Genomic DNA, 21,471 nt, shown 5'->3' on the forward strand with positions numbered 1-21,471 from the left:
TATGAGTTTAATCGCCTTTCTCGGTGCAATAGAAACCGGCCTCCTGTTCGGTATTGTCGCACTTGGGGTATTTATTAGTTTCCGCGTTCTTGATTTTCCCGATTTGACGGTTGACGGCAGTCTGCCTATGGGAGCTGCTACAAGCGCAACCCTGATCGTTGCGGGCGTCAATCCATTTCTGTCCCTTCTTGGGGCGATTATTGCCGGGGCATTGGCCGGACTGGTCACAGCATGGTTGAACGTAAGACTCGGCATTTTGCACCTTCTTGCCAGTATCCTGACCATGATCGCGCTTTATTCGGTGAATTTACGCATTATGGGCAAACCCAACCAAGCCTTACTCGGGGAAGAAACCGTCTTTACCCCGTTCGAAAAACTGATCGACCTGCCTTATTATTGGGTCACCCCCATTGTTTTATTCGCTGTTATCGTTATCTTGCTGGTTTTGTTAAACTTATTCCTGTCTTCGGAAACCGGGCTTGGTATGCGGGCCACAGGTGTCAACGGACGTATGGCAGCCGCACAAGGCATCAATACCGGTAAAATGAAACTGGTCGGTATTGCACTGAGCAATGCAATGGTCGCCTTGGCCGGTGCCTTGTTTGCCCAAATTCAAGGTGGCGCCGATATCACAATGGGTGTCGGTGTCATTGTCGTCGGTCTGGCCGCCGTTATTCTGGGCGAAGCAACCTTTTCGACGCGCACTATCATTTTAGCAACAATCGGCTGCGTGGTCGGATCAATCCTGTATCGCGTTGTTGTTGCAGTTGCCCTGAACGCCGACTTTATCGGTTTGCAAGCCCAAGACCTGAAACTCGTCACCGCCGTTCTCGTGGTTCTCGCCATGACATTACCCGGCGCACGCCAAAAATGGGCAAAACGTAAATCCGTGAAAGGAGCCGGCCAATGATCGAAGCAAAAGACATCCAAGTCGTCTTCAATCCGGGTACCGCCATTGAAAACAAAGCTCTGCGCGGCATGAACCTGCAAATCCCCGAAAGCCAGTTTGTCACCGTGATCGGATCAAACGGGGCCGGTAAATCCACTTTCCTGAATGTGTTAGCTGGTGAGATTAAAGCGGATGCAGGCTCGGTTAAAATCGATGAACAAGATGTTACCAACTGGTCAACAGCACGGCGTTCCGGTCTGGTTGCCCGCGTTTTCCAAGACCCGATGGCCGGAACCTGTGAAAGCCTGACCATCGAAGAAAATCTCGCTTTGGCTTCCGGGCGCGGTCAAAAACGTGGTTTTTCCCACGCGGTCACAACGGAACGTCGTGACTTGTTCCGTGAAAAAATCTCTGTTCTTGGTCTCGGCCTTGAAAACCGCCTTGAAGACAAAATGGGCCTGTTGTCCGGTGGACAACGCCAAGCCGTCAGTCTTGTCATGGCGACATTAAATCCGATGAAAATCCTTTTGCTGGATGAACATACCGCCGCCCTTGACCCGAAAACAGCCGCCTTCGTCCTTGAATTGACTGAAAAACTCGTCAACGAAGGACAACTGACGACCATGATGGTTACCCATTCCATGCGACAAGCCCTTGATCACGGTCAACGGACCGTCATGTTGCACGAAGGCCGCGTGGTTCTTGATGTGGAAGGCGATCAACGTAAAAATATGAAAGTCGAAGACCTGCTGCATATGTTTGAAAAAGTACGCGGCGAAGAAATCGACGACGACAAGTTGTTGCTCAGCTAAATCAAAATGCCCTGCCCTTTCTTCTGTGCGAATAAGGTGCAGGGCATTAGCTTATTATCCGCAAGGTACGGTTTACCTTGACACACCGCACAATCTCGCTAATTTGCCCCTCTTAATGTTAATTTCTTATTTTAAAGAGTGAGTGCGAGATCAATGGTCGCGATTACTTTGCCTGACGGCTCTAAACGTGAATTCGACGGTTCTGTCACCGGCGCCCAAGTGGCTGCCGACATTGGTGCGGGCTTGGCCAAGGCTGCCTTGGCTGTGCGTATCAATGGCGAAATGAAAGACCTGTCTTTGACGATCACGCAAGATTGCGAGATGTCCATTGTCACGGCCAAAGACGAAGACGCACTGGAGCTTTTGCGCCACGATGCCGCACATATCATGGCACAGGCCGTACAAGAACTGTTCGACAATGTTCAGGTCACCATCGGCCCGGCTATTGAAAACGGCTATTACTATGACTTTGCCACTGAAAAACCGTTCAGCCCGGAAGATCTGGAAAAGATCGAAAAACGCATGGAAGACATCGTGGACCGCGACCTTCCGATCGAACGTGAAGTTTGGGACCGCAACGAATTGATCGCCAAGTTCAAAGAAATGGGCGAACATTACAAGGCCGAGATTATCGAAAGCATCCCCGAAGGTGAAGACGTCACTGTCTATCGCCAAGGCGACTGGTTTGATATGTGTCGTGGCCCGCACCTGCCCTCAACTGGCAAGCTGGGCAAAGCGTTCAAACTGATGAAAGTGGCTGGTGCCTATTGGCGTGGCGATTCCAATAACGAGATGTTGCAACGTATCTACGGGACAGCCTGGACAGATAAAAAAGCGCTGCGCCAATACCTGCATATGCTGGAAGAAGCCGAAAAACGCGATCACCGCAAGCTCGGCAAGGAAATGAGCCTGTTCCATTTTCAAGAAGAGGCCGTCGGTTCCGTCTTTTGGCACCCGCACGGCTGGAAAATCTATCGTACCGTTCAAGGCTACATGCGTGATCGTCTGGAAAACGCCGGCTACGTTGAGGTCAACACACCGCAAATGGTGGACCGTAAACTGTGGGAAGATTCCGGTCACTGGGAAAAGTTCCGTGAAAATATGTTCATCACCGGGGCTGAAGACAAAGTTCTCGCCATCAAGCCGATGAACTGTCCCTGTCACGTCCAGATTTTTAACCAAGGTTTGAAATCATACCGTGACCTGCCCTTGCGTATGGCTGAATTTGGTTCTTGCTTCCGGAACGAACCATCTGGTGCCTTGCACGGTTTGATGCGCGTGCGCTCCTTTACACAGGATGACGCGCATATTTTCTGTAGCCCGGATCAGATTATTTCTGAAACCAAGATTTTCTGTGACCTTCTCAAATCCGTATATAAAGATTTCGGTTTTGAAGAAGTCAAAGTTAAATTCTCTGACCGACCAGACGTGCGGGCCGGTTCCGACGAAACATGGGACAAGGCCGAAGGCGCTTTGAAAGAAGCAACCGAAGCCGCTGGTCTGGAATGGACATTGAATCCGGGTGAAGGCGCGTTCTACGGTCCTAAACTGGAATTCGTTCTGCGCGATGCCATTGGCCGGGATTGGCAGTGTGGTACCCTGCAGGTTGATTTCGTTTTGCCGGAACGACTGGATGCCGATTACATCGGTGAAGACGGGCAAAAACACCGTCCCGTGATGTTGCACCGTGCGATTCTCGGTTCCTTTGAGCGTTTCATCGGTATTTTGATCGAAAACTTCGCCGGACGCTTCCCGTTATGGCTGGCACCGCAGCAAGTTGTCGTTGCCTCAATCACAAGTGATCATAACGAGTATGCTCAGGATGTGTGCGACACGCTTAAACAGCACGGTTTGTCTTGTGAAACGGACTTCCGTAATGAAAGTATCAACTATAAAATCCGCGAACATTCCCATGCAAAAGTACCAGTTATTCTGGTCGTCGGTGGCAAAGAAGTCGAGAATCGCAGCGTTGCCATGCGTCGTTTGGGTGGAAAAACGCAAGAAATTCTTGCACTTGACGAAGCGGTAGATAAACTAGTGAGCGAAGCAGCCCGCCCGACCGGTAAATAGGGCGGCACTTCTTCGTTTTTTTGGCGTAGCAAGATATAGGAGAATTTCAATAGCTCGTCGTCCGATGAAGGCGCAACCGGCCCAAGATGGTCCACGCGTCAATAAAGAAATCCGCGCTCCGCAAGTTCGGCTCGTAGATGAGAATGGTGAAATGGTTGGCGTTGTCTCTATTGACGAGGCACTGAAACGCGCACAAAAGGCAGGTATCGACCTGATCGAAGTGTCGCCCAATGCCGAGCCGCCTGTTTGTAAAATTCTGGATTCCGGAAAATACAAATATGAAGCTCAGAAACGAAAAGCTGAAGCCAAGAAAAAACAGAAAGTCGTTCAGGTCAAAGAGATCAAAATGCGACCTGGCATTGATCAACACGACTATGAAGTCAAGATGCGCAATGTCTTCAAATTCCTTGAGAATGGCGATAAGGTAAAGATTACCCTACGCTATCGTGGTCGTGAAATGGCTCACCAGGAATTGGGGATGGAAGTTCTCAAGCGCGTGAAAGCCGACACGACAGAAATCGCAAAAGTTGAACATCAGCCGAAGATGGAAGGCCGCCAGATGATTATGATCCTCGGCCCGATACCGACTGGCGTAAAATAATTCATCGCACTTGCGATACAAAAAAACGGCGCTGTTTTCAGTGCCGTTTTTTTGTTTACTTCATTTCACACGTGCCCGAAAGACTTCGGTAAGCTTCTCGTGCAACTGCACCCAGTTCAAGGGCTTGGTTACCACATCATTCGCACCGGCTTCCAGATATTTGCCCCGATGTTCGGGGAACGCATCGGCCGTAAATGCAAAAATGACCGTCGTGCAATTAAGGCCCTGCTCTTGTCGAATATGAGAAATGGCCTCAACCCCATCCATTACCGGCATTTGCATGTCCATAAGAATGACATCAAACTTCTTTTGTCGCGCAATATCCACGGCTTCCTGACCATTTGAAACAATATCAACCGTATGCCCTTTTTGGCGCAGAAGAGTCGAAACAACTTTCTGATTAACCACATTGTCTTCGGCCAACAACATTTGTAGCGACCCGATATCCACATCCTGAGACACGCCCCCATGAGGGGCATGTACCTGATCAACCGGGATATCCACGGCAAAGATGGAACCGGAATTCTGCACACTGTTGATTTTTAAACGTCCGCCAAGGAGTTGACATAACTGTTTCGTAATCGTCAACCCAAGCCCCGTTCCACCATACTTGCGCGTTGTCGATGCATCGGCCTGCGTAAAGGGCTCAAACACAGTATTTACTTGTTCCGGGGTCATACCGATACCGGTATCTTCCACCACAATTTTCAGAGAAATCTTGCCCGCCACCAAGGGGGTGACGCGTAGATTAACACGCACATGGCCTATTTCCGTAAACTTAACCGCATTACTCACCAGATTAGACACAACTTGGCGCAATCGCAAACCATCCGATTTGACCCAGATATCGCGATACTCTTGCGCATTTGAAACCAGTTCCACGCCTTTGTCTTGCGCTGTTTCCCTAAACAAATGCAGCACATTTTCAATAATCGCACTGGGATTACAGGGTAAAAATTCAATTTGCAGTTTACCCGCTTCGATTTTTGACAGATCAAGAATGTCATTTAAAAGCATCATCAAGGCGTTAGAAGAACTGCCCAAATCATCCAGCAGATCCGAAACCTGTTGTGGATTGCACTGATTTGATTTCAAAATTTCGATAATCCCGTTGATCCCGGTCATCGGGGTACGCAACTCGTGGCTCATGGTCGCAAGGAAATGCGATTTGGCTTCACTGGCCAATTGCGCTTCACGAGACGCCGCCAAGGCTTTTTCCTGTAATTCTTTTTGCACAGAAATATCCATCAGCGCACCGACCAGATAATCGAAATTACCGTCATCATCAACAACAGGTGAAATGGCCGAGGATGTGGGGATCAACTGGCCATCCTTCGTTTTATTAATAAACTCTCCTTGCCATGTCTCTCCACGGTTCACACTTGCCCATAAATTTTTATATACCTCTTCAGGTGCCATTCCACTTTTGATAATGGACGGGTACTGACCAATATATTCTTCCCTTGAATACCCGTAGAGCTTTTCAAAAGCAGGGTTGGCATAATGAATAACCCCTTGCTTGTCCGTAATTAGAAACGATACCGGGGATTGCTGCACAGCCGAGGACAACAGGCGAATTTCTTTGCGTAAAATTTTCGAACGCTGCAAATCTAAATAAAGCCAGAACGCAATGACCAAAACCCCAAACGTGGCGAGAAAAAGGGTCAAAATCAAAATTTTATTTTCATCCAGCCAATTGCTAAATGTCGCACCATGATCAACACTGACAACAATACCCAAGGGATATTTTCCGGAAAAACGGATTGTCGATTGGCTTTTTTCCAACCAGCCATCTTGCTCTCTCAGATGACTTTCATCACGACCTTCTTTGAAGCTGGAAATCGCTTGTTGAATAACATTTATACCCGTACTTTCGCGCCCTTTTGATAAAAGAACAGTCCCATCGGCACGCAATAAAGCATAGCTATCACGATCGCCCAAATCGGTTGTCTTAAAAAGACGATCCACATAATGGGCATTCATCCCCACCAAAACCCGATAGCTTGCCGCCGAAGGATTATTTCTGAGACTTAAGAGTAACGGGATCAGCTTGCGCGGTGAGTTTTTCGACGTGACATCACCAACTTCCGATAAAAAACGACCATGAACGGTATCACCGATTTGTATGCCCAATGACAAGGCATTAAACAATTTGTCAGGAAAACTCAGGTGCTTGAGATCGACCTTCGCATGACTGCGCATATTGCTGTTAAACAGAACGTCATCGCCACGTAAAAGAATAATCTGCCGGATATGAGGCGCAAATCGAATAAGGTTGCCTATGCGCCGCTCATAAATGGTGAAATCAAGATCACCTTCTTCCAGTTCCAAATCCTGCAAAATTCCAAACAGGTTATTTTCTACGGCCTCCACCATACGCGTAATACTGCTTTCGATCATGCGTGCATAAAGCTTACTGAGGTTGTCCCGTTCTGAAACCGAGGCCTGAAAACTTGTCCAAAGCATCGAGATTACTAACCCCAAAACCCCTAACGAAATAATCGTATAGCGCATAAAAGGTGGACGATGTCTTTTAAATATACGGTACTTCTTCGACGCCAAGAGACCCTCTTTCCCGAAAACATATTCTTGTATTTATTTTATAAACAAATATCTAAAGGAAGACCACGATATCAGTAAGTATAAAAGTTACAACTTGCTTCATATTAAACCCTGAATTACTAATAGCCAGCTAATTTCGAGGGGGGGAATTACAGAATGTCACGTATAATTGCCAGTGCAATTCTATTTACACTTTTTATGTTGCCTACGAGCTCCCATGCCGCAGATCGACTGGAAAAAATTCAAAAAAACAATGAGCTTCGGGTTTGTATTTGGCCGGGATACTTTGCCATTTCCTATCGCAATCCCAGAACGGGGGAACTGGAGGGCATCGACATTGATATGGCCCATGAATTTGCAAAATATCTGAAGGTAAATCTTAAATTCGTTGATAGCTCTTTTGGCAAAATCAAAGAGAATATGACCAATGACGCCTGTGACATTTCCATGCATGGTGTTGGCGTGCGTGAGGATCGCAAACCCTTTATGGATTTTTCCGAACCACACTTGATCAGCGGGATTTATGCGGTTTCTATGCGATCTAATCCGACAATCAAACATTGGGAAGATATTGATCAAGACGGTCACATTGTTGTGGTTCAAAAAGGAACCTATATGGAACCGGTCATGCGTGATTATCTGAAAAAGGCCGAGCTCTCCGTTGTAGATAGCTTCAAAGCCCGTGAACAGGAAGTCGAAGCGGGACGCGCCGATGTCTTTATGACTGATTTTCCCTATGGTCGGCGCATGGCATCCCTCACCACCTGGGCACATTTGATGGAACCAAATAAAACATTGGCCCCGACACCGTACGCTTATGCCGTTCCTAAAGGGGAACCCGCTTGGCTGGCAAAGGTCAACGAATTCCTTCAAGCCGTTAAGAAAGATGGGCGACTGGCGGCTTCTGCCAAAAAACACGGCCTCAGTCCGATAGTCGCTAAGTAATAAAAAAGCCTTAGAACAAACAATCTTCGAGCCCGCAAAACCGTGTGTTTCTGCGGGCTTTTTCATGCCTTAATCCATTCGTTAACAAAAGGTAAATTTTTATTTAGAATCAATAAGTTATTAATAAAAAACTTTGTAGCCGTTAAGACTTTTTTTACCCGATTCGCCGTAGATTCCTTCTCATGAAAACGCTACAAACTTTACCGCTGAATCAAATCTTGCAAGGTGATTGTATTGAGATGATGAACAGCCTTCCGGAAAAATCTGTTGATCTGATTTTTGCGGATCCGCCCTATAACCTGCAACTCGGTGGTGACCTGCACCGCCCCAACAACACCAAAGTCGACGCCTGCGATGATCACTGGGACCAGTTCGACAGCTTCAAGGCTTACGATGATTTTTCAAAAGCCTGGTTGAAAGCCGCACGTCGTATTTTAAAAGATGACGGCACGATTTGGGTGATTGGGTCTTATCACAATATTTTCCGTGTAGGTGTGACCTTGCAGGATTTGGGCTATTGGATGCTCAACGACGTTATCTGGCGCAAAACAAACCCGATGCCAAATTTCCGAGGTCGTCGCTTTACCAACGCGCATGAAACCATGATCTGGTGCTCCAAATCGGAAAAAGCCAAATACAACTTCAATTACGAAGCCATGAAAGCCTTTAACGACGACGTGCAAATGCGTTCGGACTGGCTGCTGCCCATCTGTAATGGGGGCGAGCGCCTGAAAGATGATGCCGGACAAAAAGCGCATCCGACTCAAAAACCGGAAAGCCTGCTCTATCGTGTGATTATGGCCTCCAGTAAACCCGGCGATGTGGTTCTGGATCCTTTCTTCGGTACAGGCACAACAGGGGCTGTCGCCAAAAAACTGGGCCGCAACTTCATCGGTCTGGAACGTGAAACCGATTATATCAAAGTTGCTGAAAAACGTATCAAAGCCATCAAAGGCACGGTTGATACATCTTTACTCACGACGCCTGCCAAACGCCAAGCCCCGCGCATTCCGTTCGGTACACTGCTGGAACGTGGCCTACTGGAACCGGGTACAACCTTGACCGACGTTAAGGGACGTTACCAAGCCAAGGTCCGTGCAGACGGGACACTCAGTGCGGCCAATTTCCGTGGTTCTATCCATCAGGTCGGCGCCCGTGTTCAAAATGCACAAGCCTGCAACGGCTGGACCTTCTGGCATATGGAAAAAGCGGGAAATCGCGTCTGTATCGACGAACTTCGTGAACAGGTCCGCGCTGAAATGGCCAGCTAATCTATTTTCTCTATATACGCGGCTTTCGTCTTGAACGCTGAAAGACGGCTGCCCTTGATTTCGGACATATCCCACAGCGTTTTCATCATCGGGATATATCCAAAAAAATACCCTCGCTCTGATCAAGCGAGGGTATTTTTTGTGGGTTTGCCGATTTACATAACCGACTTCAAGGATCTTGTGCCGTAATCGTAACGGTTGGTGGTTGTGGGAAAGTGACTGTACAGGCACCACCACCATGTCCAAAAGCCTGGGAGGTATCGAACTTCACATCAATACGCGGGAGCTCACCTTTGCAGGTGTAAGGCGATGCAAGTGCGATGGTCATTGTAAACTGGCTGGCCCCATCTGTTTGCGTAATACCGTAGGTCGAATAGTTAAATCCGGCCCCTAGTACCCCTTGAACTGTTGCTTGATTGGGTAGCTGCATGGTCGCCGGCAACACCGCCCCACCAGAGGCTGCACCGGCTAAAAACGCACCACGCGCGCCGCTGCCACCGTTTGTTTTACACGTCCCGTCATCCCCACTGATCACAAAGGACGTGGACATTGTTACCCGGACATGGGACCAGGTTTGAAAAAGCGGGATCCCTTGCAGGTCAATAAATTTACCGACCTCTTCCCCAGCGCTGGCAGAGGCGATATCAAAAACTTTGGATGAACTTCCCAAAACGAATGGCGCGGTACATGTTGCACTTTGGCACAGTTCAACCTTGGTAATCGTCACATCATAACGTGTTGCCTGACCCGAATTTGTCCCTGTGATTGGGCTTGCATTGACCGATGCTGCAAAGAACAACACAGACAAAACAAAAAATATGTTTGTAAATTTTAACATTTTTCTCTCCGATCCGGCTTAGTTGCTGCGACTAATCACAACGCCGCTGGAACGACGTTCAACAATAATACGATTTTCGCGGCGCACTTTATCCAGATTATGTTCGCTCATATCGCGCATATCCCATGCCTGATCGGCAATAAAGGAGGAACTGAAGGCCGCAGGCCGATTGGGCTGCCCCCCACCGGGGCCGAAATTGAAGCTCAGTTTCATAAAGACTTCATCATCACTGAAATTATCATCGCGCCAACCCGCTTCAACCGTCAGGTTTTGATGAATGTCCGCTTCCAGACTGGCTGTCCAGCCTTTGATATCTTCAGTATTGAGAACGGATTCCCAAAAATAGCGTTTGCCATAGACCCGTGCCCACGGCATGTAAGGGATTTGCAAACCAAGCTCGACATCGTAGCCGTCCAGAACTTCTTCGCGGGTATCACCGCTCAGGCCGCTTCCGGTTGCCCCGCCGAGCCCCCAATAGGCATTGCTGGCGAAATCCAGACCGGACCATTTGGCCTCAACCCCCATACCCAACCGTTTATGACGACGTTTCCATTCCCAATCAAAGAAGGTGTTCGCCCCTAACATAATCGTATTGTCGTTCAATAACTGACGATAGCCCAAACCGATGTTTGTCACATCCCGGTCCGTTCCCAGATATTCATACCGATTTTGGCTAAGCTGCGTAAAAACCGTCTGCTCTTTGCCTTCACTCTCGTAAAGCGGCTGCACAGTCAGCAAAGACCAATACGGTTTGCCATCATCCTGTATTTCAGCCTCAAATTCGATACGCTGCGCCCATTGCGGCAACTCTTCGCCGATTGCCGGTAAAAAATATTCAATCGCAGCTTGCCCTAAATTAACGGCAGCCCCTTCAACATTGTTGCTGGCCGCCATTTGAACGGATTGAGCGACTTTCTGATATGTTTTTTGCGCATTTTGATCTTCCGCATATGACGGCAGGACACAACCTACGGACATACCTGCGATCGTTGCAGCACCAAACACAACCTTCAAACCAAGTTTGGACATTTACTTTACCTACACTCCCCCATCGAGCAAAAGCTTGCACTTTATTAAAAACGTTGCATAAAATAGTGAATTCTAACCCCTAACTCAATTAGTACACATGTAGCATGCATTTTTCCATCCGGAGATATACGTAGTTAACGCCAACGCTATAGATTGAAAATATGACATCTGTGCAAACTGAACAAATCCGACTTTTTGCCAAAGCCCCTAAAACCATTGTGATCGGGCATATCAGTTCGTTTGCCGTTTTATTGTATTTGGCAACGAAATCTTCAGCCCTCCCATCGGGTCTTCTGATCGCCTGGGCGATTCTGGAACTTGTCCTCACACCCGGACTTCTGTTGTACATGAAAATATGGGCAAAAGACCTTCCCGAAGAAATACCGCAACAAGCACGCTGGATTGGTTTTCTCAATGCCTTGGTCTGTCTGGTCGGCAGCAGTTGGGGGATGATGCTTTATCTTTCCCTTGCAACAGATGATCCGGCGTCATTTGCCATGCAAATGGCAATTGCAGCCGGGTCAACGGCGGCGTCTGTCAAATCCCTTGGTTTATTTCGCTGGACCTTTATGTGTTACGGCATCCCCTATCTGGGCCTGCTATCCCTCAAACTCATTCTGTTGGGCGGAGACTTTGTTGCATTGGCCGTTCTCGTGCTGATTTTCCTGCTGATGATGTTATTACTGGCCAAGGACGTTTTGGCCTCTTTCATGGACTATGTCGCCATCAAAAATGAAAACCTTGATCTGATTGCCCAGCTTCAAAATGCCAATGCACAGGCTCGTTTGGCCAATCGGGAAAAAACCCGGCTGCTTGCCTCTGCCAGTCACGATTTGCGCCAACCGGTTCATGCAATGGGGCTGCATCTGGAAACACTATCTGACAGCACCTTACCTGAAGCTGCGCAAAAAACCGTTGCCCATTTGCGTCAATCCATTCGCAACCTCAGCAATATGTTCACCTCTTTGCTGGATGTCAGCCTGTTGGAAACCGGGAATTTTACAGTTCAAACCCAAGTGATTGACCTTGCGGCCTTTCTCAAAAACATTGCCGAAGAATTCAAGCCATTGGCTGATATTTGCGAGGCCTCCATTCACATCAAATGCGCCCCTTACTGGATTGAAAGTGACCCGGTCCTCTTGCGCCGGATTGTACAAAACTTACTATCCAATGCCTTGAAATATGGCGGCAAAGGTACTGTTACGCTGGAGATTACACACACCTCCAACACTTTGAACCTGCATGTAAAAGATCAAGGCCGGGGAATTGCACAGAAAGAACGCACCCAGATTTTTGAAGAATTTAAACGTGCCGCCACCACACCAGACCATGTCCAGACACAAGACAGCATCGGTCTGGGTCTTGCCATTGTCAAAAAGCTCTGCATACCTTTACACTTAGACCTTGATTTGCACAGCTCAATCAAAGGGTCCATTTTCACCGTTTCCGGCCTTAAGCTGGGGCATGCACAAGCTGCGACACCGCCTGAAACCACGTTAAACAATTCATTAAACGGTTTACATATCCTCATCGTTGATGACGACCCTGACAGCCTGCGGGCCAGCGAAACCTTGCTCGCCCATTGGGGGGCACGTGTCAGTTATGCGCAATCGCTTTATGAAATTAAACCCTCGGATGCACCCGATCTGGTCTTGAGCGATTTTTCATTGGGAAACGGCGTGACCGCCTTTGATGTGCAGGAACAAATTAACCAACAAAGTCCCCATTCCATCCCCTTTATTGTCCTGTCCGGTGAAACCGATCCAAAGATTATGGATGAAATTCGCACACGCGGTCTTTTACTAATCCCCAAACCGGTTCAACCAGCCCGCCTGCGCGCCGCGATTGAAAGCCAGCTTGCCCGGATCAGGCGCTAACGTCCTGATCCATTTTATGCGCCCATGACGCCGCAGCCGTGCGCGAATTGACATTTAACGCCCGCATCAGGGCCGACATATGACTGCGCACCGTAAAAGGTGATAAATCCAAAACACGGGCGATTTCTTTATTGCTCATGCCTTGGCTCAACAGGTCAAGGACTTCACGTTGGCGCGGTGGTAAATTCGACAGAATTTTGCGTTCCTCTGTATCGACATCAATCAGAAACTCCCCCATCGCCAAGACCCGTTCCCCGGCCCAAACATCCTGAATATGAGCACTGATGTCTTGCGGGTCCAAACTTTTTGAGACAAACCCGTTTACCCCCATATCCATAATCTGCTGAATGTCCCCTTTACGATCCAGCATCGACACGATCACCAAAGGAACCAACGGATAGGATTGTCGAATATCGGGAAGATCTTTCTTGTAATCAAAATTGGGGAGGAACAGGTCCAAAATCGCAAGGTCATACGGCTGCTCCAATGCCTTCAGAAGGGCTGTCCCCTCACCAACCTGCGTACACTGTACCCCGTCAAACGCACGTTCTATCAATCCGCATATTCCGCTACGAAACATCGGATGATCATCTGCAATTAAAACCCGCATCGTTCCCTCAACCTAACATACCCGGTTATTTTCATAACGCAGACATAGGCTTTTTGCCAAGGAAAGATTGGCTTTTTCACCAAATGACTTTAGCTATAGCCTCTATTACCCCCTTTCTTTCTTTGACATCGATGCCTAAATCCCCTAAGCCAAAAAACGTTCTTTCTGTTCCCCTTTTCGATCAAGTGAGCCTTACCGATGAAAGCTTTTGAACGTATATATGTCGCCTTGGATACAACCGATGTGTCCTACGCTGTTGAACTGGCCCAAAAGCTGAAAGGGCTTGTCGGGGGAATGAAGGTTGGCAAAGAATTTTTTACCGCCAATGGCCCGCAAGGGGTTGCTGCCATTCGGGATGTCGGCATGCCGGTTTTTCTGGATTTGAAATTCCATGATATCCCCAATACCGTTGCCGGGGCCATTCGTGCGGCAAAACCGATTGCGCCACAGATTATCAACGTGCATGCCCAAGGCGGACCGGAAATGTTGAAACAGGCCGCAAACGCCGGACGCGACGCAGGCATTCCCCTGACCATCGCTGTTACCATCCTCACCGCATTGGATCAAGAGGACCTCAACGCCATCGGCATCAATGACAATATCGAAGACCAAGTCGTGCGCCTTGCCAAACTGACCCAAGACAATGGTTTGGACGGTGTGGTCTGTTCTGCCAAAGAAATTGCCCCGATCCGCGCGGCCTGTGGCCCTGATTTTAAATTGATCGTCCCCGGCATTCGCCCGGCATGGGCAGCCAAAGGCGACCAAAAACGCGTGATGACCCCACGTGACGCCGTTATTGCAGGCGCAGATATTCTGGTGATCGGGCGCCCGATCACCCAAGCCGATGATCCGGTGGAAGCCGCCCAAAAAATTGCACACGAGCTGGAAGGGCTGTAAGCCGACATGGAAATGCAAATTATGACCATCGTTTTTGACGCATTGGCCTTTATGCGCGCAAATGCGAAGGTCTTTCGCAAATATATTTTCCTACCCCTATGCTTGTCCATTGCCTCGTTGTTTTTGGTCAAAATTCCTGTCGTCGGTTTAACGCTGTCGACAATTTCCAATTCATTTGCGCTTGCTTTATTGGGGGTATCTTCCACCCGGTTTTATCTGCTGCGCGATGCCGATGCTGTTGCTGACGGGGCCAATCGTCCTTTCGCCCGTTTCTTTTTCCTGACCTTCTGCCTGACATTTTTGGGGCATATGGCGGAGATTTTCGAATACCTCCCGCCGGAATATATGGGTGGCATGTTTATCTGGATGTTGCTCGGCTTCTGGGTCAATCTGAAAATCTGCCTTGCCTTTCCGGCCCTTGCAATGGACCATCCGGGTTCGGTCTGGGACAATGTCAAAGCCAGCTTCAACTGGACGACGGGCTACGGGTTTCGCATTATTGCAGCATTCCTGTTCTGTTATTTTCCAGTCATTTTCTTTACGCTTGCCTTGATGCAGGTGCCGGACTTAACACCATCGCTGGATAATTTCTGGGCCAGCCTGCCCCAATTGATTTTTTCAGATGTCCTGATTGTTTTCTCAATGCTCTGGTCGTCGCTGGTGCTGGCTAAATTCTATGAAAATATTGTCCTGAAAAGGTCTTAAAACATGCTGGATATCCCAAAACTAGACGACAAACTGCCGGTTTTCGCCCTTGTAAACGGGGTTTATGCCGTCTTATTTCGCAATCCCATGATCTTTGTCAGAGCGGGATTATTTCCCTTTTTACTTTTGCTTGCCATCAATCTGTGGCACACGCCGCAAAGCTGGGGACAGGAAGCTTTTTACGGGATACGCGTTATAGAATGGCTGATGATCCTCGCCCTTTGGACCTTTTATGCGCTACAATTGCAACGCTTTGTCCTCAAAGGATCCTTTGAAGGTGCGACGTCTTTTTTACCGAAATTGAATCTGCGCGAATGGCGTTTTTTCAAGGCCTCCGTGCTGGTATTGATGCCACTGACGATCTTTGCCTTCTGGTTTGACCAACCCTTGTTTTTCCATCAACCCGATGTGTTGGTGATGGGCGGTATTACGGCCTTGGACGGGGTCAGCCTGCATTTATACGCCAGTTTGTTTTTAGGCTGGATCATGCAGGTTTTTGCCTTTGTTCTGCCTGCAATTGCAGAAGACACCCCCCGTCCGGCCCGTGACCTGTTCGCCATGTCATTTAATGCCTTACGCCAAGATTTCACCCGCCTGTTTGCCGCCAGTGTGCTGGTCGCCTTGCCTTTATGGGTCGCCGTGTTTATCCTGCGCCTTGTCCTGCATATGCCGATTTTCACTCAATTGGCAATGGGGGATGAGGCATCTGCCCTTGTCTGGAATTTACTCTTTTTAACTTTGGAAACCGCCAAAACCTTTATCGGGGGCGGATTACTCGCTATGTTATGGGCACTCGCCTATGGAAGAACGAGAGGACGCCATGTCGATAGCCGTTAAAATCTGCGGATTAAAAACACCCGAGGATGCCCATATTGCCATACAGGCCGGAGCTGACCTGTTGGGGTGTGTCTTTTTCCCGCCCAGTCCGCGCCATGTCAGCGCAGAACAGGCTGCAGAAGTTTTCGATATGGTCGGTGATGCCGATGTTTTAAAAGTGGGCCTGTTTGTTAATCCAAGCGATGACGAGTTAATGAGCGTGCTTAATCAGGCCCGCCTTGATTTGATCCAGCTTCATGGTGACGAAAGCCCGGAACGTGTGGAAGAGGTTCGCCAGACCTTTGGCCTGCCGGTTATGAAAGCCCTGCCCATCGAAACAACTGAGGATGTGGAAAAAGCACGGACCTATGACGGTGTGGCCGATCGTTTGTTATTTGATGCCAAACCACCCAAAGGGGCGACACGTCCGGGCGGAAACGCCATTGCCTTTGACTGGTCCTTACTGCGCGATACCCAATGGACGGTGCCGTGGATGCTGGCGGGCGGTTTAACCGTGGATAACGTTCTTGACGCTGTGAAACAAAGCGGATGCAAAGCAGTCGATGTTTCCAGCGGGGTCGAGGCCGAAAAAGGTGTTAAAAGCCCCGAGTTGATAGAAGCTTTCCTCAAAGCCGTAAAAGGCTGAGCAAAAAACGCCATTTTTCTTTGCCAGTCCTTTTGCACATGCGCTATAAGACAAGCAAATATTTATAGGTCACGTTTAACGATGAACACACCCAATACATTTATGGCAGGCCCGGACGAAGACGGGCGCTTTGGTATTTTCGGCGGACGCTTTGTTGCCGAAACGCTTATGCCCTTGATCCTTGATGTTGAAAAACATTTTAACGAGGCCAAAGACGACCCGGAATTTCAGGCCCAAGTCCAAGGGTACCTGAAACAATACGTCGGTCGCCCCAGCCCGCTTTATTTCGCCGAACGTTTCACCGAACATTGCGGTGGGGCAAAGGTTTATTTCAAACGCGAAGACCTGAACCATACAGGTGCGCATAAAATCAACAGCTGCATCGGTCAAATCCTGCTGGCAAAACGCATGGGTAAAAAACGCATCATTGCGGAAACCGGTGCAGGTCAACACGGTGTGGCAACCGCAACCGTTTGCGCCCTGTTCGGGTTGGATTGTACCGTCTTTATGGGCGCCACCGATATTGAACGCCAGCAACCCAACGTCTTTCGCATGAAATTGCTGGGCGCAGAAGTTCGCCCGGTAACCGCCGGGTCCGGCACCTTAAAAGACGCGATGAACGAAGCTTTGCGCGATTGGGTCGCCAACGTACACGATACCTATTATTTGATCGGCACGGTTGCTGGACCGCACCCTTACCCGGTTATGGTCCGCGAATTCCAGAAAATCATTGGTGAAGAAGTCCGCGAACAGATTATGGAACAAGAAGGCCGCTTGCCTGACACACTTGTTGCCTGTGTCGGTGGCGGGTCCAACGCAATGGGTCTGTTCTATCCGTTCCTTGATGATACGGACGTGCGCATTATCGGCGTCGAAGCCGCCGGGCATGGTGTCGATACAGATGAACATGCGGCATCCCTGACAGGGGGGCGTCCCGGTGTGTTACACGGCAACCGGACCTATTTGCTGCAAGATGACGATGGGCAGATTACCGAAGCTCATTCCATCTCTGCCGGGTTGGATTATCCGGGTATCGGGCCGGAACATAGCTTTCTGTTTGATGCGGGACGGGTGGAATATCATTCGATCAAAGATGACGAAGCGGTCGCGGCGTTCCAGCTTTGCACCAAACTGGAAGGGATTATTCCCGCCCTTGAATCCTCGCACGCATTAGCTGAGGCTGAAAAGCTTGCCAAACAAATGTCCAAGGATGAAATCCTCGTGGTCAATATGTCCGGGCGCGGTGATAAAGATGTCAACACGATTGCCAAGGCGATGGGGACCGTATTATGAGCCAGACCCGATTAAAAACACGTTTTGACCAGCTCAAGGCCGAAGGGCGTTCCGCGCTTGTCACCTTTATTACAGCCGGTGACCCGGATCTTGCCACATCGAAAAAATTGCTGATGGGCATGCCCGGTGCAGGCGCCGATGTCATCGAATTAGGTATGCCGTTTTCCGACCCGATGGCCGATGGCCCAGCCATTCAATTGGGATCACAACGCGCCTTGGCAGCAGGTATGAACCTGAAAAATGTTTTGGCGATGGTGCGTGAATTCCGCCAAGCTGATAACGACACACCGATTGTTCTGATGGGATATTTCAACCCGATTTATTCTTATGGTGTGGACGACTTCCTTAAAGACGCCGCAGAAGCCGGGGTTGACGGTTTTATTATTGTGGACCTACCACCGGAAGAAGAACGCGAATTTGCCATTCCCGCCCAAAAGGCAGGTTTGGATTTTATTTATCTCTGCACACCGACCGCAGATGATGCCCGCCTGCAATTAATCGCAGACCGGGCCAGCGGCTTTATTTATTATGTATCCATCACCGGGGTAACCGGCACGGCATCCGCCGTCACATCCGATGTGGATGCGGCTGTAAAACGCATTCGTCAACATAGTGACTTGCCTGTTGCCATCGGTTTCGGTATCAACACGCCCGATCAGGCAAAAACAATGGCGGGCCTCAGTGATGCGGCTGTTGTCGGTTCTGCCATTGTTAAGCGGATCGCAGATAATTTGGACGAAAACGGCAAGGCCAAAGAGGGCTTGTCCGAGGCCGTTCTCTCTTATGTACAAGAATTGGCTGACGGCGTACGCGCCGCCAAAGCTTAAAGGGGTTTAATCGATGAACTGGTTAACAAACTACGTAAAACCGAAACTGCGCGACCTTGTGCGCCCCAAGGAAATCCCCGATAATCTTTGGCACAAATGCACCAAATGCGGTCAAATGATTTTCCACCGTGATCTGGCGAAAAACCATCATGTCTGCCAACATTGCGGTCATCATATGCGCCTGTCTGTAACAGAGCGCCTGGAATTGTTATTTGACGATGGTAAATATACCCGCGCTGAACTGCCCAAGGTCAAACAAGACCCGTTGAAATTTACCGATCGCCGTAAATATAAAGACCGCATCAAAGAATCGAATGCAAAAACCAAGGAAGAAGATGCGCTTGTTGTCGCACATGGTAAAATGGGCGCTCAGAACGTGGTTATCGCTGCCTTTAACTTTGCCTATATGGGCGGTTCTATGGGAACAGGCGTCGGCGAAGGATTGGTTGCGGCCTCCAAACTGGCGATTGTACAAGATGCAGCCCTGATTGTTGTCCCAGCCTCAGGTGGCGCACGTATGCAAGAAGGGATTCTGTCCCTGATGCAAATGGCGCGGACCACAATCGGTGTGGAACGTGTCAAAGAAGCCGGCTTGCCCTATATCGTCGTTCTGACCGATCCAACAACGGGTGGGGTTTCTGCCTCTTTTGCGATGCTGGGTGATATTGCCATTGCTGAAAGCGGCGCTGTTATCGGTTTTGCCGGTCGCCGTGTGATCGAACAAACCATCCGCGAACAATTACCCGACGACTTCCAAACCGCCGAATACCTGTATGAACACGGTATGGTCGATATGGTTGTGCGCCGTCACGAGTTGCGCCCGACCCTGATCAACGTTCTCAGCCTGTTGCGCAACACAAAACCGGCAGGGGATCTGGTTGAACTGGCGCACGGTGATAAACCGATTGAGCCGGAAGTCGAAGATAACATCAACGACATCCCGCCACCGCCGGATATCCGCCGCCCTGACAGTGAACCGCTTCCGGGCACAGAAGAAAAAGACGAAAAGGACGAGGACCATAAAGCTGACTAGCGATCTCCTTCTCTCAGAAATTGCCAAGCTCCATGACAAAGATATTGATCTGGGGCTTGAGCGATTTTTGACCCTGCTGGAACGATTGGGCAATCCGCAGCAACAACTGCCGCCCACCATTCATGTTGCAGGCACCAACGGTAAAGGATCCACCGTCGCTTTTTTACGCGCCTTTTTTGAATCCGTTGGATACAAGGTGCACAGTTTTACCTCGCCTCATTTTTTCAATGCCCGCGAAACCGTTAACTTAGCAGGCAATGAAATAGACGAAGACACCTATTGCGCCCTTCTTCAAGAAGTCATAGATGCCAATGCGGGTGCGCCCCTCACGGTATTTGAAGCCATGACCGCCGCTGCCTTTCTGGCGTTTAGCCGCACAAAAGGCCATGTCCTGTTGCTGGAAACCGGAATGGGCGGATTGGGCGACACCACCAATGTGATTGAAGCCCCGATCGCCTGTGCTATTACGCCGATCTCACTGGATCATAAAGAATTTCTGGGGGAAAACGTTGCTGAAATCGCCCGCCATAAAGCCGGGATTTTAAAAAAGGGCGTTCCCGTTGTCATTGCCAAACAAGAAGACGAAGCCTATCACGCCATTCGGGAACGGGCCAAACAGCTGAATGTCCTCATGTACCGTGAACGGCGCGAGTGGTTCATTAAAAAAGCCGGCGAACGGATTATTTTTGAAGGATGGCAAGGCGTTGATCGCGCATGGCCCCGTCCCGCCCTGATCGGATCTCATCAAGTTCAAAACGCCGGTGTGGCCTTGGCCTGTCTGGAATTGGTGAAAGGCCGCTTCAATTTCCCTGATGAAGCCTTAAACAACGCCATGCGTTCCGTTCACTGGCCGGGGCGACTGGAACGCGCCGCCCTGCCCAGCTTTGATCCAAAATGGGAAATTTGGCTGGACGGTGCCCATAACCGAGCCGCCGGACAAGCCCTGCGTCGGCAGCTTAAAAAATGGGATGATCGCCCGCTTTATCTTGTGCTTGGCATGCTGAAACGAAAAGACAGCAAACCTTTTATTCGTGAAATTGCCGATGTGGTTGATCATGTCTACACCGTTCCCATTCCGAACCAGCCCTGTAAAAAACCGGAAAAACTGGCCCATAGCGTCATGTCTATCGGGGCAACGGCGACCGTCTGCGAAGACTTGCCCCTGGCCTTGGACTTGATTAAACGCAAACATACAAAGACCGGGCGGATCGTGATTTGCGGCTCCCTCAGTCTTGTGGCTAATTTTTATGAACTACAATCGCGCGCTTGATCTGATTTTTGAAAGCTACATTGCTGTCAAACCGCTGTTAAAAGGGCGTTTGGACCGCGATGTTCGCAATCCACATATTATCCTGAATATCGCCCGGCAACTGGATTTAATTCCACCCGCCGATAAAATCCTGAAAGTCACCGGGTCAAAGGGCAAAGGCACGGTTGCCCGGCTTTGTGCCAGCAGCCTTGAACCGTTTGGCAAAGTGGGTCTGGTGATTTCCCCGGAAGAAATCGACCATACCGATCGCATGCGCATTAACGGACAACCTATGTCCGAAGACCGTTTTATTGCTTGTTTTGAGAAAATATGGGCACAAATCACAATCCCATCGGCGCCTGATTATCTCTCGCCCTATGGTCTATTTTTATTAATTGCCCTGCAATGGTTCAAAGAAGAAAACGTCGATCTGTTTGTTATTGAAACCGGGCGCGGTGTGCGTTTTGACGAAGGCGGTCAAATCCCGGCCCATACCGGTGT

The 21,471-nt window shown here is 49.3% G+C and carries 20 protein-coding genes; 16 read left to right on the forward strand and 4 right to left on the reverse strand.

The window, feature by feature from the left end; genetic code table 11:
• Nucleotide 1 precedes the first annotated feature (1 nt).
• From ACN0VA_RS00145 to infC, 4 genes are all read left to right on the forward strand, one after another.
• Nucleotides 2–910: an ABC transporter permease gene (locus ACN0VA_RS00145; protein WP_417819175.1), complete on the forward strand. Its 909-nt coding sequence runs from the start codon at nucleotides 2–4 to the stop codon at nucleotides 908–910.
• The gene (locus tag ACN0VA_RS00150) at nucleotides 907–1,701 is read left to right on the forward strand and encodes an ABC transporter ATP-binding protein (protein ID WP_417819176.1); all 795 of its coding nucleotides are present in this window, start codon (nucleotides 907–909) and stop codon (nucleotides 1,699–1,701) included. The genes ACN0VA_RS00145 and ACN0VA_RS00150 overlap by 4 nt, the downstream gene beginning before the upstream one ends.
• A gap of 153 nt (nucleotides 1,702–1,854) precedes the next feature.
• Nucleotides 1,855–3,771: a threonine--tRNA ligase gene (gene thrS, locus ACN0VA_RS00155; protein WP_417819177.1), complete on the forward strand. Its 1,917-nt coding sequence runs from the start codon at nucleotides 1,855–1,857 to the stop codon at nucleotides 3,769–3,771.
• Between the two features lie 64 nt (nucleotides 3,772–3,835).
• On the forward strand, nucleotides 3,836–4,372 hold the full coding sequence (infC, locus tag ACN0VA_RS00160) for a translation initiation factor IF-3 (RefSeq protein WP_417819178.1): 537 nt from the start codon (nucleotides 3,836–3,838) through the stop codon (nucleotides 4,370–4,372).
• 60 nt (nucleotides 4,373–4,432) lie between these two features.
• Here the strand turns inward: infC and ACN0VA_RS00165 are convergent, their stop codons facing one another.
• Entirely contained in the window at nucleotides 4,433–6,838 is a 2,406-nt protein-coding gene (locus tag ACN0VA_RS00165) for an ATP-binding protein (protein WP_417819179.1), read from the reverse strand.
• Between the two features lie 252 nt (nucleotides 6,839–7,090).
• On the opposite strand from ACN0VA_RS00165, the gene ACN0VA_RS00170 reads away from it, so the two are divergent.
• Complete coding sequence (locus ACN0VA_RS00170; protein WP_417819180.1) at nucleotides 7,091–7,879, forward strand: substrate-binding periplasmic protein; 789 nt, start codon at nucleotides 7,091–7,093, stop codon at nucleotides 7,877–7,879.
• A gap of 239 nt (nucleotides 7,880–8,118) precedes the next feature.
• The gene (locus tag ACN0VA_RS00175) at nucleotides 8,119–9,150 is read left to right on the forward strand and encodes a site-specific DNA-methyltransferase (protein ID WP_417819181.1); all 1,032 of its coding nucleotides are present in this window, start codon (nucleotides 8,119–8,121) and stop codon (nucleotides 9,148–9,150) included.
• A gap of 169 nt (nucleotides 9,151–9,319) precedes the next feature.
• Here the strand turns inward: ACN0VA_RS00175 and ACN0VA_RS00180 are convergent, their stop codons facing one another.
• Nucleotides 9,320–9,988: a hypothetical protein gene (locus ACN0VA_RS00180; protein ID WP_417819182.1), complete on the reverse strand. Its 669-nt coding sequence runs from the start codon at nucleotides 9,986–9,988 to the stop codon at nucleotides 9,320–9,322.
• 18 nt (nucleotides 9,989–10,006) lie between these two features.
• Nucleotides 10,007–11,017, reverse strand: coding sequence for an inverse autotransporter beta domain-containing protein (locus tag ACN0VA_RS00185; RefSeq protein ID WP_417819183.1), 1,011 nt, complete (start codon nucleotides 11,015–11,017; stop codon nucleotides 10,007–10,009).
• A gap of 161 nt (nucleotides 11,018–11,178) precedes the next feature.
• Here ACN0VA_RS00185 and ACN0VA_RS00190 point away from each other — a divergent pair, with 161 nt between their 5' ends.
• A complete protein-coding gene (locus ACN0VA_RS00190) occupies nucleotides 11,179–12,894 on the forward strand; it encodes an ATP-binding protein (protein ID WP_417819184.1) in 1,716 nt (571 codons plus the stop codon).
• Here the strand turns inward: ACN0VA_RS00190 and ACN0VA_RS00195 are convergent.
• Nucleotides 12,884–13,504, reverse strand: coding sequence for a LuxR C-terminal-related transcriptional regulator (locus ACN0VA_RS00195; RefSeq protein WP_417819185.1), 621 nt, complete (start codon nucleotides 13,502–13,504; stop codon nucleotides 12,884–12,886). The genes ACN0VA_RS00190 and ACN0VA_RS00195 overlap by 11 nt on opposite strands.
• 198 nt (nucleotides 13,505–13,702) lie before the next feature.
• Here ACN0VA_RS00195 and pyrF point away from each other — a divergent pair, with 198 nt between their 5' ends.
• The 9 genes from pyrF to ACN0VA_RS00240 all read left to right on the forward strand — a co-directional run.
• Nucleotides 13,703–14,401, forward strand: coding sequence for an orotidine-5'-phosphate decarboxylase (gene pyrF / locus ACN0VA_RS00200; RefSeq protein ID WP_417819186.1), 699 nt, complete (start codon nucleotides 13,703–13,705; stop codon nucleotides 14,399–14,401).
• 6 nt (nucleotides 14,402–14,407) lie between these two features.
• Entirely contained in the window at nucleotides 14,408–15,106 is a 699-nt protein-coding gene (locus tag ACN0VA_RS00205) for a hypothetical protein (RefSeq protein WP_417819187.1), read from the forward strand.
• A 3-nt stretch (nucleotides 15,107–15,109) separates the two neighbouring features.
• Complete coding sequence (locus tag ACN0VA_RS00210; RefSeq protein ID WP_417819188.1) at nucleotides 15,110–15,943, forward strand: hypothetical protein; 834 nt, start codon at nucleotides 15,110–15,112, stop codon at nucleotides 15,941–15,943.
• Entirely contained in the window at nucleotides 15,927–16,568 is a 642-nt protein-coding gene (locus ACN0VA_RS00215) for a phosphoribosylanthranilate isomerase (protein WP_417819189.1), read from the forward strand. Before ACN0VA_RS00210 ends, ACN0VA_RS00215 begins: the two co-directional genes overlap by 17 nt.
• Before the next feature lie 81 nt (nucleotides 16,569–16,649).
• Nucleotides 16,650–17,861: a tryptophan synthase subunit beta gene (gene trpB, locus ACN0VA_RS00220; protein WP_417819190.1), complete on the forward strand. Its 1,212-nt coding sequence runs from the start codon at nucleotides 16,650–16,652 to the stop codon at nucleotides 17,859–17,861.
• Nucleotides 17,858–18,688 (forward strand): tryptophan synthase subunit alpha, encoded by an 831-nt coding sequence (gene trpA / locus ACN0VA_RS00225; RefSeq protein WP_417819191.1) that lies wholly within the window; start codon nucleotides 17,858–17,860, stop codon nucleotides 18,686–18,688. The genes trpB and trpA overlap by 4 nt, the downstream gene beginning before the upstream one ends.
• A gap of 13 nt (nucleotides 18,689–18,701) precedes the next feature.
• On the forward strand, nucleotides 18,702–19,721 hold the full coding sequence (gene accD / locus ACN0VA_RS00230) for an acetyl-CoA carboxylase, carboxyltransferase subunit beta (RefSeq protein ID WP_417819192.1): 1,020 nt from the start codon (nucleotides 18,702–18,704) through the stop codon (nucleotides 19,719–19,721).
• 67 nt (nucleotides 19,722–19,788) lie between these two features.
• Nucleotides 19,789–20,991, forward strand: coding sequence for a bifunctional folylpolyglutamate synthase/dihydrofolate synthase (locus tag ACN0VA_RS00235; RefSeq protein WP_417819193.1), 1,203 nt, complete (start codon nucleotides 19,789–19,791; stop codon nucleotides 20,989–20,991).
• Nucleotides 20,969–21,471, forward strand: a 503-nt coding sequence (locus ACN0VA_RS00240; protein ID WP_417819194.1) for a hypothetical protein, incomplete at its 3' end; no start/stop codon positions are given. The genes ACN0VA_RS00235 and ACN0VA_RS00240, both read left to right, overlap by 23 nt.

The sequence above is a fragment of the Terasakiella sp. genome, assembly GCF_048267425.1.
Lineage (GTDB): Bacteria > Pseudomonadota > Alphaproteobacteria > Rhodospirillales > Terasakiellaceae > Terasakiella.

Coding starts and splice junctions, on each gene's coding strand:
- pyrF (WP_417819186.1), top strand. CDS start 13,703: ATGAAAGCTTTTGAACGTATATATGTCGCCTTGGATACAACCGATGTG.
- ACN0VA_RS00195 (WP_417819185.1), bottom strand. CDS start 13,504: ATGCGGGTTTTAATTGCAGATGATCATCCGATGTTTCGTAGCGGAATA.
- ACN0VA_RS00145 (WP_417819175.1), top strand. CDS start 2: ATGAGTTTAATCGCCTTTCTCGGTGCAATAGAAACCGGCCTCCTGTTC.
- ACN0VA_RS00165 (WP_417819179.1), bottom strand. CDS start 6,838: ATGCTTTGGACAAGTTTTCAGGCCTCGGTTTCAGAACGGGACAACCTC.
- accD (WP_417819192.1), top strand. CDS start 18,702: ATGAACTGGTTAACAAACTACGTAAAACCGAAACTGCGCGACCTTGTG.
- thrS (WP_417819177.1), top strand. CDS start 1,855: ATGGTCGCGATTACTTTGCCTGACGGCTCTAAACGTGAATTCGACGGT.
- ACN0VA_RS00150 (WP_417819176.1), top strand. CDS start 907: ATGATCGAAGCAAAAGACATCCAAGTCGTCTTCAATCCGGGTACCGCC.
- ACN0VA_RS00175 (WP_417819181.1), top strand. CDS start 8,119: ATGATGAACAGCCTTCCGGAAAAATCTGTTGATCTGATTTTTGCGGAT.
- ACN0VA_RS00210 (WP_417819188.1), top strand. CDS start 15,110: ATGCTGGATATCCCAAAACTAGACGACAAACTGCCGGTTTTCGCCCTT.
- ACN0VA_RS00205 (WP_417819187.1), top strand. CDS start 14,408: ATGGAAATGCAAATTATGACCATCGTTTTTGACGCATTGGCCTTTATG.
- ACN0VA_RS00215 (WP_417819189.1), top strand. CDS start 15,927: ATGTCGATAGCCGTTAAAATCTGCGGATTAAAAACACCCGAGGATGCC.
- trpB (WP_417819190.1), top strand. CDS start 16,650: ATGAACACACCCAATACATTTATGGCAGGCCCGGACGAAGACGGGCGC.
- ACN0VA_RS00190 (WP_417819184.1), top strand. CDS start 11,179: ATGACATCTGTGCAAACTGAACAAATCCGACTTTTTGCCAAAGCCCCT.
- trpA (WP_417819191.1), top strand. CDS start 17,858: ATGAGCCAGACCCGATTAAAAACACGTTTTGACCAGCTCAAGGCCGAA.
- infC (WP_417819178.1), top strand. CDS start 3,836: ATGAAGGCGCAACCGGCCCAAGATGGTCCACGCGTCAATAAAGAAATC.
- ACN0VA_RS00180 (WP_417819182.1), bottom strand. CDS start 9,988: ATGTTAAAATTTACAAACATATTTTTTGTTTTGTCTGTGTTGTTCTTT.
- ACN0VA_RS00170 (WP_417819180.1), top strand. CDS start 7,091: ATGTCACGTATAATTGCCAGTGCAATTCTATTTACACTTTTTATGTTG.
- ACN0VA_RS00185 (WP_417819183.1), bottom strand. CDS start 11,017: ATGTCCAAACTTGGTTTGAAGGTTGTGTTTGGTGCTGCAACGATCGCA.